The organism is Paraburkholderia sp. 35.1 (assembly GCF_050436525.1).
Classification (GTDB): domain Bacteria; phylum Pseudomonadota; class Gammaproteobacteria; order Burkholderiales; family Burkholderiaceae; genus Paraburkholderia; species Paraburkholderia tuberum.
Genome location: NZ_JBNDMJ010000003.1, coordinates 3,126,596 through 3,140,237, shown reverse-complemented (window position 1 = coordinate 3,140,237; position 13,642 = coordinate 3,126,596). Strand labels below are relative to the sequence as shown.

The window sequence follows — 13,642 nt, the reverse complement described above, 5'->3', positions numbered from 1 at the left end:
ACGGCAAGGCGCTCGCGCGCCGCCGCCGCGTCAAACGAGGAACGTCTGCGCGAGCTTGACCCAGTAGGCCGCGCCGGTCGCGAGGCAAGCGTCGTTGAAGTCGTAGCCGGGGTTGTGGACCATGCAGCCGCCCTCGCCGTCGCCATTGCCGATGATCAGATAGCTGCCCGCGCAGCGTTCGAGCAGGAACGCGAAGTCCTCGCTGCCGGTCAGCGGTTGCATGTCGTGAATCAGCCCGTCGACGTCCAGCCAGTCGAGCGCGACCTGGCGCGCGAGCGCGGTCATGGCCGCATCGTTGACGAGCACCGGGTAGCGACGCTGATAGTCGACCTCGGCGCGCGCGCCGAACACGGCCGCCTGCCCGGTCGCGACCTCGGTGATGCGCTGCTGCAGATGGTCACGCACCTCGGGCCGCAGCGCGCGCACCGACAGGCGCATCTCGGCGGTTTCGGGGATCACGTTCGGCGCTTCGCCCGCGTGAATCGCGCCGACCGTGATGATCGACATATCGAGCGGCGCAATGTTGCGCGACACGATCGACTGCAGCGCGAGCACGATCTGCGCGCACACGACGACCGGATCGACCGCCTTGTGCGGCACCGCGCCATGGCCGCCGCGGCCGATCACCTTGATGATCACCGTATCCGACGACGCCATGAACGACCCCGGCATGAAGCCCAGCTTGGCCGTAGGAAAGCCCGGCATGTTGTGCATCGCGAACACGGCGTCGCAGGGAAACTGTTCGAACAGGCCGTCGTCGAGCATTTTCTTCGCGCCGGCGAGCCCTTCCTCGGCCGGCTGGAAGATCAGATTCAGCGTGCCGTCGAAGCTTTTTTCGCGCGCCAGATGCCTGGCGGCGGCGAGCAGCATCGCCGTATGGCCGTCGTGACCGCATGCGTGCATCTTGCCGGGCAGCTTGCTCGCGTACGGCAGGCCAGTGGTTTCTTGGATCGGCAGCGCGTCCATGTCAGCGCGCAGGCCGAGCCGGCGCGTGCCGTGGCCGAGCTTCAGTTGCCCGACCACGCCGGTCTGCCCCAAGCCGCGATGGACGCTGTAACCCCACTCCCGCAGGCGATCGGCGACCAGATCGCCGGTTGCGAACTCCTCGTAGGCGAGCTCCGGATGCGCGTGGATGCTGCGTCGCAGCGCGATCATTTCCTGTTCGACTTCGGCGATGCCCGCCGGAATGACCATCGTGTTCATGCCGTCTCCTGTCGATCGGACCTGGCGCTTCAGCGCTTAGTCCGATCCCATGCAACTGGTTGCGCCCCTGTCAGCGTGAACCCAGCATAGCGGCGCCGATATTCGGGCGGCAGGCGTAGAATCGTTGCGGTGCCAACCCTTGGTTGCCCCCGTCTCGCCTCTCATTCGAATGAAACTGCATCAGCTCAATACCTTGGCGGCGATCGCCGATACCGGAAGTATCCGGGCGGCCGCCCGCTCGCTGGGGCTTTCCCCGGCCGCCGTGACCAAGGCGATGCGCGAGCTCGAAGCCGATCTGCACGCGCCGCTCGTCGTGCGCAGCGCGAGCGGTGTCGCGTTCACCGAGTTCGGGCGCGCGCTCGTCGTGCATGCGCGGCTCGTGCTCGGCCAGTTGCAGCGCGCGCAAGCCGAGATCGAGGGGTTGCGCGGAGCCGCCGCCGGCAAGCTGTCGATCGGCGTCACGCCGTGGGTCGCGCTGACTTTTCTGCCGCCCGCCGTGCGGCGCTTTCGCGAGCGGATGCCGGAGGTGCAACTGGAATTTTTCGAAGGCCTGCTCGCGGTCGTGCAGCCGCGTCTGCGCGACGGCAGCCTCGATTTTTCGATCGGCCGGCCGCCGCCCGCGTCGCCGCAGTCGGAGTTTCAGAACGCGCCGCTCTTTTCGACGCACGCGGCGGTGGTCGCGCGGCGCGACCATCCGAAGGCCGGTTGCCGCACGTTGCTCGACCTTCAAGACGCGGAATGGATACTGAACTGGGACCCGGCGAGCCGCGAGTCGATGTCGAACAATCTGTTCGTCAAGCGCGGCATGCCGGTGCCGCACACGATCGTGCTCGCGCATTCGCTCGCGATCGTGCTGGGCTTGCTCGCGCACACGGATATGGTCAGCGTCTTTCCGTGGCCGCTCGTCGAGGTGATACGCGCGAAGGAAAACCTGTGGGCGCTGCCGCTGCGTGAAACGCTGGACGAAACCATCGTCAGCATCACGTCGCGGCGTGGCGCGCCCACGAGCCCGGCGGCCGCCTGCTTTCTCGACTGCCTGCGCGAGACGATCGACGAAGGCGCGCGCTCGCAGGACGCGCCACAGCGCCGCCTGTTTCATTCGATCGAGCTGTTGCTGTAACGGCTGGCGCGGTTTTTCATGCGGCCCGCCGCGTGGTCAATCGAGAAACTCTACCGCCCGCTTTCTGAGCATCGCGCTGAAATCGTCGAGCCAGCCGATCGACAGACGCCAGCTCTGCCAGTACAGATCGACGTCGATATGCTTGCCCGGCGCGATCTCGACCAGTTCGCCGCGCTGCAAATGCCCGGCGATCATCCGCTCGGGGCACATACCCCAGCCGAGGCTCATCACGCACGCGCGCAAAAAACCGGCGACGTGCGGAATCCAGTGCAGCGGCGGATCGAGCTCCGCGCGCGTAATGCGCCGCATGAAGCGCTTTTGCAGCTGATCCTTTGGATTGAAGTCGACGCACGGCGTGCGCCGCAGGCTGTCGCGCGTGACGCCGTCGGCGAAATAGCGCGCGAAAAACGCCGGCGAGCACACCGCCAGGTATCGCATGCGGCCGAGGCGCGTCGAGCGACAGCCCTGCACCGGTTCGGCCTGCGTCGTGATCGCGCCCTGCACGCTGCCGTCGCGAATGCGCTGCGCGGTGTAGTCCTGGTCGTCGATCACGAGGTCGAGCAGCATTTCGCGTTCGACGCAGAACGGCGCGACCGCGTCGATGAACCAGGTGCCGACGCTGTCGTCGTTGACCGCGACGCGCAGTGCCGGCCACTGCTCGACGAGCGCGCCGGGCAGTGCCGGCAGGCGGCCTTTCAGCTCGGCTTCGAGCAGTTGCACGCGTTCGGTATGGCGGCATAGCAGCGCGCCCGAGGTGGTCGCGACGCACGGCTGCCCACGCTTCACGAGCACGCTGCCGACGCGCTCCTCGAGCAGCTTGACCCGCTGCGACACCGCGGACGGCGTGATATTGAGCTCGCTCGCGGCACGGTCGAACGAGCCGTGACGGACCACGGCGGCCAGCGCGTCGAGCAAGGCGTAGTCGAGCATTAGCGTTCCTTAATCGGCATTAAGCAAATTAGCTTCTCTTATGAGATGCCGACCCGCAGACTAGCGCTGTTGGATTTTCCCGTCTATCCCCGCTGCTTTCCTTTTTCCGGACCATTTATGAACTGGTTGTCTTTTTCCCATGGCGCGGCGCTGTGCGCGTCGCTGATCGTTACGATCGGCGCGCAGAACGCGTTCGTGCTGCGGCAGGGCATCATGCGCTCGCATGTCGGCAAGATCGTGCTGTTGTGTACGTTGTCCGATTTCATTCTGATCGGCGCGGGCGTCGGCGGCGCCGCGGTGCTGATGGAGCGTTTCCCGCGCTTCGTGCACGCGATGCTCTATGTTGGGCTCGCGTATCTCGCCTGGTTCGGCATCAGCGCGCTGCGCCGCGCGGTGCGGCCCGGACACGCGGTGCTCGATGGCTCGGCCGGCGCGTCCCGCGATCAGGCGCCGCCTGCGCAACGCGCGCTGCCGATCATCCTGATGACGCTTGCGTTCACGTGGCTCAATCCGCACGTCTATCTGGACACGTTTCTGTTGATCGGCACGGCCGGCGCGCGTGAACCGGAAGGCGCGCGGGTCGCCTTCGCGCTCGGCGCGATGACGGTCAGCGCGGTGTGGTTCGTCGCACTCGGCTATGGCGCTCGCATGCTCGCGCCGCTGTTTCGCCGCGCAACCGCGTGGCGCGTGCTGGATGGCGCGATCGGCAGCATGGTGTTGCTGCTCGCGTTCACGCAATTGCGTTGAGCGTTCGACGCGGGCCTGATTTCAGCGCCGATTCTTGCGGCTCGCCTCGCGCGGCGGGCGCATCGGCTTCGTCGCGCGGCACGAGGTTCATCAGCCGCGCGAGCACCGGCCACTTCAGCAGCGACTGCTGGCAAGCCTCCTTCGCCTGGGCATCGAAATAGCGCCCCGTCTCGACCTCCGGCAGACGCAGCGCGAGGCCGCGGATGTCGTCGACGGGCCAGCCGCCGCGCGCGGTGGACCGCTGCGCTTGGCGGGCGGCGCTCGTCGGCTATCTGATCGTGAATCGCTGGAACGTCGGCGGCAAGCAAGCGATGGCACATCTATTGCTGAAATCCGCTCGCCGGCATCTCACCCGTGAAGCCGCGTGACGTACGCAACGGGGCGCCGTTCAAACGTCATTTCAACAATCCACCGGTGGAGGCACCATGCTTCGATACGCTGTGATTTTCTTCATCATCGCCATCATCGCCGCAGTGTTCGGCTTTGGAGGCATTGCCGCGGGCGCAACCGAAATCGCCAAGGTGTTGTTCTTCATCTTCCTGGTGATCTTCCTCGTCACCCTGCTGATGGGCGTGATCCGACGCTGACGGCTGCATACAGCGTTCGGTGAATTCACGCCTCGCCCGATGCGAACTGGCCACGCTGCGTGGGTACCGCGTTGAGGATTGCGCGGCCGCTTCCGCCGTTGCAATACTTGCCGCAGCATATTGCAATAGTTGCCGAAGCATCGGGCGCTTCAACTCTGCTCAGGCCGCATACGTCTGCGGCGTCATGGAACGTGATCTGCTGCGTGGCCGGTCGCGGCGTATCGAGTGCGAGTTGCGCATAGCCACGCCTCGCGGCCCAACGTTCGGCGAACGCGATCGGTAACGTGCCGATGCCGCGCCTCTGCCATGCGGGATCGACCGCGAACTGACGCAGGCTCGCGACATCGCCGTGCCGGTATAGCTCGTACGATGCTTCGCCATCCGAAGCATAAAGCGTCATCGTGCCGGCGATGTGTCCTTCATACACCGCGACATGGCACGTGCAATTGAGCCCCTGCGCGCCGAGCGGCGCAAACGCGCGACACCCATAGCGGACCGGAACGGATTGCGGATGGCTTGCGCGACGCTTCGCGTTGAGCACCTCGTACTGACTGGATGCCCGACGTGTAGGGTTGGCCCTGTCGTTCACGAGATGTTTTCAGCCTCGTACAGACGACGGCCCGCCGCATCCTTGCTGCCGAGGATGGGCTGAAAGTCGATCGGCCACTGGATGCCGATATCGGGATCGGACCACAGCAGGCAGCGCTCGAGTTCGGGGAACCAGTACTCGGTGGTCTTCCACATGCATTCGGCGACATCGGACAGCACGACGAAGCCGTGCGCGAAACCGGGCGGCGCCCAGATCTGCCGATGGTTGGCTTCGCTCAGATATTCGCCGCTCCATTTGCCGAAGTTCGGTGAGTTCAGGCGCACGTCGACCGAGACGTCGAAGATCTCGCCGCGCACGACGCGCAGCAGCCGCCCCTGGGGACGCTGCACCTGGTAGTGCAAGCCGCGCAGCACGCCATGCACGGCGCGCAGATGGCGGTCCTGCACGAAGTTGAAACCTTGCGCGACGTCGTCCGAAAACTCGTCCGCGCTGAAACTCTCGAAGCAGAAGCCGAACTCGTCGATGAACACTTCCGGCTCGATGAGTTTCACCTCCGGCAATGCCGTCGCCATGACCCTGTTGCCCATCGCCACTGTGCTCGTAAAAAGGCTGGCCAGCGAACATACGGCCGCTCTCGCGACCGCGTCCGACAGACGAGGCGCGCCCGCAACGCGGGCGCCCTATCGCATGCTAAAGATACATGCTACGCCTCACTGGCCGCCCGGCTGCGGGCGCGATACTCGGTTGGCGACAAAGCCATACGCTTGCGGAAAATTTTCGCGAGACGATCGCCGTTGCCGGTGCCGCTGCGACGCGCGATCTTGTCGACCGGCAATTCGGTCTCGGTCAGGAAGTTGCACGCGATACGCAGCCGCACCTGCAGCAGGTAGTCCGACGGCGTGATCTGCATCTCGTGCTTGAAACGGCGCAGGAAATTGCGCTCGCTCATTGCGGCGACCTGCGCGGCATCGGCGACCGAGACCGGACGGTCGCAGTTGGCCTCCATCCAGCGCGCGGCCGCGCGAATCTTTTCGGCGACGCTCAGCGTGCCGCCCTCGGCCGGCAGCGGCACCCACGTCGCAGCCATGCCGGGCATCACGCGATCGGCGACGCTGCGCGCAAGCTCGGCGCCCAGGTCGCGCTTGATGAACATCAGCGCGCTGCGGGCGCAGTCGTGACGGTCGTTGGCCGCGCTGAACGCGCCTTCGCTGGCGCTCGCGCCCGGATAGCGGCTCATCAGGCCGTCATGCTCGGTCGGGCCGGCCGCTTCGAGCACGAGGCGCCCCTCGCCGATCGTTTCGATCGCGCGTGTGCGCGATTGCACGGCGCGCAGCCAGTTCAGCAGGCGTTCGTCGCGCGCGGCCACGTGGGCGCCGTAGCCGCCAGCGATGAACAGCACGTCGAAACCGCCGCCAAAGCGCGTGTCGATGTGGTCAGTCCAGATGCGCGCCGACGACGAACTGGCGACATTGCCGCCGTCCATCGACAGGAACTGCACTTCGTAGGGCGGATCTTCGCCCGCTCGCGTGCCCGCGAACTCATTGGCGGTCTGGAACATTTCCACGACGGTACCGGGGCCAAGCAGCCAGAAGCCGTCGAACAGCAGAATGCCGATTCGCCGCGCTGCAGTACGGACGTTCAAAGCGGGCGTGTGTAGCCACGTAATTCTCGTTGTATCAAGGTGCATATGCGGCATGATCTTCCCCAAACGGTCATACGTTGCGGACCCCGATTTGCCCCGCCATCAGACGGAACGAGAGAATGCGTTATTACGGCGAAAAAGCAGACTCACGCCGCATAAAGGATTAAGCGTGATGTTAGCGGAATGGATCGCTATAGTAAATTTGAAAAACGAGTTTCATCAGGACAGCCCATGTCTGAGGAAAAGCGGTTATTGAGCGATTGATATAAGCGCGCGACAGGCCGGGCAACTATGCAAGCCGCGCGAAGAGCTTGAGGAGATCTTACCGCAAAGCCTTGATGGACGGCACTCTCGCGCATTCGGACAAAGTTGCCGATAATGCGAAGCCCGGCCATTGCGCGTTACCGAGTACGTTTCTTGCGCGGTTCAAAAATGTTTCAATTGTGAACTGCTTATCGCCCTATTATGTCCGGCCAATTCGGTAGTTTATTCGCAAAGCGTAAATTTATTGCCCGCGGCATTAGGCATTTCCGTGGCATTCGCTCCGCACGACAAATTAATATCAAAATGCTGATTTATGGGGAGTTCTAAAAATGTTTCTATTTTGAAACATCGCTGGCCTCTTTCGTATGATTTAAAAGCGCGCATGCGCCGCATTGATCGAACTTCGTATGATTGGATGCAGCGCAGCAATCATATGTGGCGGACACGCGACGAGGCGCCGGCCGTTGCAACCTGCGAAGGTTGCAACGGCCGCGCCACCGCTCGTCACCGTGCCTCAGCCATTCGTCGCCTCAGCCATTCGTCCCTTCGCCGGCCAGCGTCGCCGCAGCGGCCGTGCGCGCGAGCACCGGCCGCAGAGCCTTGCCCGTGTGACTCGCGGCCACGCGCGACAGGCTTTCCGGATCCGTTGCCGCAACGATCGTACCGCCGCCCACACCGCCCTCCGGACCGAGGTCGATGATCCAGTCCGCTTCGGCGATCACGTCGAGATCGTGCTCGATGACGACGACGCTATGCCCGCCATCCACGAGCCGGTGCAGCACGCGAATCAGCTTCGCGACGTCCGCCATGTGCAGGCCGACCGTTGGCTCGTCCAGCACGTACAGCGTGTGCGGCGGCTTCTGGCCACGCCGCGTGATGTCGTCGCGCACCTTGCTCAGCTCGGTGACGAGCTTGATGCGCTGCGCCTCGCCGCCCGACAGCGTCGGCGATGGCTGACCGAGCGTCAGATAGCCGAGCCCGACGTCTTTCATCAGTTGCAGCGGATGCCCGATGTTCGTAATCGACGCGAAGAACTCGACCGCTTCGTCGATTTCCATGGTCAGCACGTCGCCGATGTTCTTGCCGCGCCACGTGACCGCGAGTGTCTCCGGATTGAAGCGCTGCCCGTGGCAGACGTCGCACGGCACCTTCACGTCGGGCAGGAAGCTCATGCCGATCGTGCGCACGCCCTGGCCCTCGCATGCGGGGCAACGGCCCTCGCCCGTGTTGAACGAGAAACGCGACGCGGTATAGCCGCGCGCGCGCGCCTCCAGCGTGCCCGCGAACAGCTTGCGGATCGCATCCCACACGCCGATGTAGGTGGCGGGACACGAACGCGGCGTCTTGCCGATCGGCGTCTGATCGACTTCCAGCACGCGGTCGATGCTTTCCCAGCCGGTGACCGAATCGCAGCCCTGCCATATGTGCGTGACGTTCAGCGGCGCGCGCGGCGCCGAGCGCGCGAGCACGCTCGAACGCCGGTTCGCGGCCGGCTTCTCCTCGGCGGCCGCACGCGCGCGGCGCGTGGCCGGCGACGACAGCACCGAGCGCCCGACCGCATCGAGCAGATTGGTCATCAGCACGTCGCGCGCGAGCGTCGATTTGCCGGAGCCGCTGACGCCCGTCACCGCGACAAGCCGCGCGAGCGGAATGCCGACCGTCACGTCGCGCAGGTTATGCAGCTTGCCGCCATGCACGGTGAGCCAGTTCTCCGGCACCGCGGCCGCACGCTTGCCCGGCGCGACGACCTCGCGGCGCGGCTGCAGCGGATGCACGATCGGCTGCGCGAGGAAACGCCCGGTCAGCGAATCGGGCTGCGCGGACAGGTCCGCGACGCTGCCCTGCGCGATCAGAGTGCCGCCGCGCTTGCCCGCGCCCGGCCCGATATCGATGATGTGATCCGCGCGCCGGATCGTATCTTCGTCATGCTCGACGACGACGAGCGTATTGCCCTTGTCGCCGAGCTTGCGCAGCGCGTTCAGCAAAATCTGGTTGTCGCGCGGATGCAGACCGATGGTCGGCTCGTCGAGCACGTAACACACGCCCTGCAGATTGCTGCCGAGCTGCGCGGCGAGCCGGATGCGCTGCGCTTCGCCGCCCGACAAACTCGGCGCCGCGCGATCGAGGCTCAGATAGCCGAGCCCGACTTCTTCGAGGAACTGCAGCCGGCTGCCGATTTCGCTGACCACGTCGCGCGCGATTTCGGCGTCGCGGCCCGTCATCCGCAGCGTATCGATCCACGCGCGCGTGTCGGACACCGTCCATTGCGCGACATCGACGATCGCCTGCGAGTCGAACGTGACCGCGCGCGCGACCGGATTCAGACGCGTGCCCGCGCAATCCGGACACGGCTCGTCGACGAGTCCTTCCGGTTCCTGCTCCTCCGAGGGCAGGCTCTGCTCGCGACCGCGATTGTCGTCGTCGACGATCGTGTCGTCGTACGCGGCCCGCTGCTCGCGCGTCAGCGACAGCCCCGTGCCGACGCAGCTCGTGCACCAGCCATGCTTGCTGTTGTACGAGAACATGCGCGGATCGAGCTCGGGGTAGCTCGTGCCGCACACCGGACACGCGCGCTTGGTCGACAGCACCTTCACGTCGCCGAGCTTCGCGGTGGACTCGCCGCCATTGAGCGCGTCGTGCAGACCGTCGAGCGGCGCGAGCAGATGCATGATGCCTTTACCGATGTCGAGCGTCTGATCGAGCGCTTCGCGCAGCTCCGCTTCATGATCGGCCGAGATGACGAGGTCAGCGACCGGCAGCTCGATCGTGTGCTCGCGGAAACGGTCGAGCTTCGGCCACGGATCGACCGGCACGAACTCGCCGTCCACACGCAGATGCGTATTGCCGCGCGCTTTTGCCCATTTCGCGAGGTCGGTATAGACGCCCTTGCGGTTCACGACGAGCGGCGCGAGGAAGCCGACGTGCTGGCCCTTGTGATCGCGCAGCAACTGCGCCGCGATCGATTCGGCGCTTTGCGACGTGACCGGCGTGCCGTCGTGAATGCAGTGCTGCAAGCCGAGCTTCACGTACAGCAGACGCAGGAAGTGCCACACCTCCGAGGTCGTGGCGACGGTACTCTTGCGACCGCCGCGCGAGAGCCGCTGCTCGATCGCGACGGTCGGTGGAATGCCGTACACCGCGTCGACTTCGGGCCGTCCGGCTGGCTGCACGATCGAGCGGGCATACGCGTTCAGCGATTCGAGGTAGCGCCGCTGACCTTCGTGGAACAGGATGTCGAACGCGAGCGTCGATTTGCCCGAGCCCGACACGCCGGTGATCACGTTGAACTTGCCGTGCGGAATGTCGACGTCGAGCGCCTTCAGGTTGTGCTCGCGCGCGTTGACGATGCGCACCACGTCCTCGCCTTCGATCGCGCGACGTGCGCGGGCCGCGCTCAGGGCCTTCTGCAGCGGGATGCCCTGGGGCTCCGCCGCGGTTGCGGTGTCCATCGCGCGGTCGTATTGCAGCAACGCCTCGCCGGTATGCGATTCGGCGCACGCTTTCACTTCGTCCGGCGTGCCCGCGCACAACACGCGGCCACCGCCGTCGCCGCCTTCGGGACCGAGGTCGATGATCCAGTCGGCCGCGCGGATCACGTCGAGGTTGTGCTCGATCACGATCAGCGAATGACCGCTCGCGAGCAGCTTGCCGAACGCCTGCATCAGCTTCGCGATGTCGTCGAAATGCAGACCCGTGGTCGGTTCGTCGAACATGAACAGACGCTTCGCGATCACCTGCTTCGCGCCGCGTGCGCCGCGCGCCTGTGCCGACTCCGCGAGAAAGCCCGCGAGCTTGAGCCGCTGCGCCTCGCCGCCCGACAGCGTCGGCACGGGCTGGCCGAGCTTCACATATTCGAGCCCGACGTCGACGATCGGCTGCAGCACGCGCAATACTTCGGCGTCCTGCGCGAAGTACGCGGCAGCCTCGCTGACGGTCAGTTCGAGCACGTCGGCAATGCTCAACCCGCGCGCCGGCTGGCCGCGCTCGATCTTCACCTCCAGAATTTCCGCGCGATAACGGCGCCCGTCGCAATCGGGGCAGCGCAGGTACACGTCGGAGAGGAACTGCATTTCGATGTGCTCGAAGCCCGAGCCGCCACAGGTCGGGCAGCGGCCGTCGCCCGAATTGAAGCTGAACATGCCGGGGCCGTAGCCGCGCTGTTGCGCGAGCGGTGCCTTCGCGAACAGCTTGCGGATTTCGTCGAACGCGCCGACGTAGCTGGCCGGATTCGAGCGTGCGGTCTTGCCGATCGGCGACTGGTCGACGAACACGACGTCGGTGACCCGGTCCGCGCCGTTCAGCGCCTTGAACGCGCCCGGCGCTTCGGTGGCGAGCCCGAAGTGGCGCGCCATCGCCGGATACAGCACGTCCTGCAGCAGCGTCGATTTGCCGGAACCCGACACGCCGGTCACGCAGACGAGCCGCTGCAATGGAATTTCGACCGTGACGTCGCGCAGATTGTGCTCGCTCGCACCTTCGAGCACGATGCGCGGCGTGCTCGCGTCGACCGCGCGACGCGACCAGTGCGCGGCATCCGCGACATGGCGCCGGCCGCCGAGGTACTCGCCGGTCAGCGTGCCGGTCGAGCGGATCGCCTCGGGCACGCCGTCGAAAATGATCGAGCCGCCGCGCTCGCCCGGTCCCGGACCCATGTCGATGAGCCGGTCCGCCGCGAGCATCACCGACGGATCATGCTCGACCACGACCAGCGTATTGCCCGCGTCGCGCAGCCGGTGCATCGCTTCGACGATGCGGTTCAGGTCGCGCGGATGCAGGCCGATGCTCGGCTCGTCGAGCACGAACAGCGTCTTGGTCAGCGATGTGCCGAGCGCGGTGGTCAGGTTGATACGCTGCACCTCGCCGCCCGACAGCGTGCGGCTTTGCCTGTCGAGCGTCAGATAGCCGAGACCGACGTCGCATAGATACTTGAGGCGCGTGCGCACTTCGGCGAGCAGCAGCTTCAGCGCGTCGTCGAGCAACGCGCTCGGCAGCGTGATGCCGTCGAAGAAGCGGCGGATGCGCTCGATCGGCATCAGCATGAGATCGTGCACGGTCAGGCCCGGCAACGCCTCGAGCTGCGCGCGCGACCACTTCACGCCGCGCGGCATGAAGCGCTGCGCGGGCGCGAGCACGTCGTTCGCATTGGCCTTGCTGCCGAGGCGCCACAGCAGCGATTCGGTTTTCAGACGCGCGCCGCCGCAGGTTTCGCACGGCGTGTAGCTGCGGTATTTCGACAGCAGCACGCGGATATGCATCTTGTACGCCTTCGATTCGAGATAGTCGAAGAAGCGTTTGACGCCGTACCAATGCGTCTGCCACTTGCCGTTCCAGTCCGGCGAGCCGTTGATGACCCAGTTGCGTTCGCGCTCGCTGAGCTCGCCCCACGGCGTGTCGCGGCGGATGTCGGCTTTCGCCGCGTAGCGCATCAGGTCGTCCTGGCACTCCTTCCACGCGGGCGTCTGCATCGGCTTGACCGCACCTTCGCGCAGCGTCTTGCGCGCGTCGGGGATCACGAGACCGAGGTCGACGCCGATCACGCGGCCAAAACCGCGGCAGGCATCGCAAGCGCCATAGGCCGAGTTGAACGAGAACAGCGCGGGCTGCGGATCGGCATAGCGCAGATCGCTTTCGGGGCTGTGCAAGCCGGTGGAGAAACGCCAGATGCGCGGCTCGGCGGCTTCGGCCTGCGGCTCGTCCGAGGTAGCCGGCAGCACGTAAATATTGACGCGCCCGCCGCCGCGCTTCAGCGATGCCTCGATCGCCTCGATCGCGCGTGCTTTATCCACCGAGCGCAGCCGGAAGCGGTCGGCGACGACGTCGAGCAGCTTGCGCTTGCCGGTCGGCGAATCGACTTCGCGCTGCGCCTGCACGCGCGTATAGCCGCTCGCCGACAACCACTGCTCGACCTCCTGCGCGGACGCCGACTCCGGCAGCTCGACCGGGAACGTGACGACGAGCCGCGGCTCCTCCTGCGCGGTGCGCTCGAGCAGTTCCGCGTAGATCGTCTCCGGCGTGTCGTGCCGCACCAGATACGCGCTCTGGCGGTCGAACAGCTCGGCCGCGCGCGCGTACAGCAGCTTCAGGTGATCGTTGAGCTCGGTCATCGTGCCGACCGTGGAGCGCGAGCTGCGCACAGGGTTGGTCTGGTCGATCGCGATGGCGGGCGGCACGCCGTCGACGCGGTCGACCTGCGGCCGATCCATCCGGTCGAGGAACTGGCGCGCGTACGCGCTGAAGGTTTCGACGTAGCGGCGCTGGCCTTCCGCATACAGCGTGTCGAACACGAGGCTCGACTTGCCCGAGCCGGACGGCCCCGTGACGACCGTCATTTCGCCGGTGCGCACGTCGAGGTCGACGTTTTTCAGGTTGTGCTGGCGGGCGCCGCGAATGCGAATCGTGCCCTGGATCTTGTTGCCGCTCGGGTTGCCGCCTTGGGGAGTGTCAGCGAGGGTGTCAAGGGTTGCGTCGTTGGAGGACAATTTTTCCGACCGTCTGAAGGAGTGGGTCACCTCTCACGGCCGGCTCTCGCGACCGCGCAAGTTCGGTGCAGCCGGGTCGGCGCGAGGAGCGCCCGGAAGCCTGGCTGTAGGGGGATACTA

At 65.8% G+C, this 13,642-nt stretch carries 10 protein-coding genes; 4 read left to right on the top strand and 6 right to left on the bottom strand.

The window, feature by feature from the left end; genetic code table 11:
* Positions 1–30: 30 nt before the first annotated feature.
* Positions 31–1,203, bottom strand: coding sequence for a M20 aminoacylase family protein (locus tag OKW27_RS34670; protein ID WP_429336086.1), 1,173 nt, complete (start codon positions 1,201–1,203; stop codon positions 31–33).
* Between the two features lie 169 nt (positions 1,204–1,372).
* Between OKW27_RS34670 and OKW27_RS34665 the strand changes: the two genes are divergently transcribed.
* On the top strand, positions 1,373–2,323 hold the full coding sequence (locus OKW27_RS34665; protein WP_429336085.1) for a LysR substrate-binding domain-containing protein: 951 nt from the start codon (positions 1,373–1,375) through the stop codon (positions 2,321–2,323).
* Positions 2,324–2,359: 36 nt separating this feature from the next.
* Here the strand turns inward: OKW27_RS34665 and OKW27_RS34660 are convergent, their stop codons facing one another.
* Positions 2,360–3,253, bottom strand: a complete 894-nt coding sequence (locus OKW27_RS34660; protein ID WP_184062124.1) for a LysR family transcriptional regulator ArgP — start codon at positions 3,251–3,253, stop codon at positions 2,360–2,362.
* 117 nt (positions 3,254–3,370) lie between these two features.
* On the opposite strand from OKW27_RS34660, the gene OKW27_RS34655 reads away from it, so the two are divergent.
* The 3 genes from OKW27_RS34655 to OKW27_RS34645 all read left to right on the top strand — a co-directional run bounded on the left by OKW27_RS34655 (position 3,371) and on the right by OKW27_RS34645 (position 4,587).
* Positions 3,371–4,000: a LysE/ArgO family amino acid transporter gene (locus OKW27_RS34655; protein ID WP_018418582.1), complete on the top strand. Its 630-nt coding sequence runs from the start codon at positions 3,371–3,373 to the stop codon at positions 3,998–4,000.
* A 203-nt stretch (positions 4,001–4,203) separates the two neighbouring features.
* Positions 4,204–4,368 (top strand): hypothetical protein, encoded by a 165-nt coding sequence (locus OKW27_RS34650; RefSeq protein ID WP_429336084.1) that lies wholly within the window; start codon positions 4,204–4,206, stop codon positions 4,366–4,368.
* Positions 4,369–4,425: 57 nt separating this feature from the next.
* A complete protein-coding gene (locus OKW27_RS34645; protein ID WP_013089029.1) occupies positions 4,426–4,587 on the top strand; it encodes a DUF1328 domain-containing protein in 162 nt (53 codons plus the stop codon).
* A 25-nt stretch (positions 4,588–4,612) separates the two neighbouring features.
* Here OKW27_RS34645 and OKW27_RS34640 read toward each other — a convergent pair whose 3' ends face one another.
* The 4 genes from OKW27_RS34640 to uvrA all read right to left on the bottom strand — a co-directional run bounded on the left by OKW27_RS34640 (position 4,613) and on the right by uvrA (position 13,522).
* Complete coding sequence (locus tag OKW27_RS34640) at positions 4,613–5,176, bottom strand: GNAT family N-acetyltransferase (protein ID WP_429336083.1); 564 nt, start codon at positions 5,174–5,176, stop codon at positions 4,613–4,615.
* A complete protein-coding gene (gene rfbC / locus OKW27_RS34635) occupies positions 5,173–5,724 on the bottom strand; it encodes a dTDP-4-dehydrorhamnose 3,5-epimerase (RefSeq protein ID WP_429336082.1) in 552 nt (183 codons plus the stop codon). The genes OKW27_RS34640 and rfbC overlap by 4 nt, the downstream gene beginning before the upstream one ends.
* A gap of 116 nt (positions 5,725–5,840) precedes the next feature.
* Positions 5,841–6,833, bottom strand: coding sequence for a GlxA family transcriptional regulator (locus OKW27_RS34630; RefSeq protein WP_090803900.1), 993 nt, complete (start codon positions 6,831–6,833; stop codon positions 5,841–5,843).
* A gap of 740 nt (positions 6,834–7,573) precedes the next feature.
* Entirely contained in the window at positions 7,574–13,522 is a 5,949-nt protein-coding gene (uvrA, locus tag OKW27_RS34625; RefSeq protein ID WP_429336081.1) for an excinuclease ABC subunit UvrA, read from the bottom strand.
* Positions 13,523–13,642 lie beyond the last annotated feature (120 nt).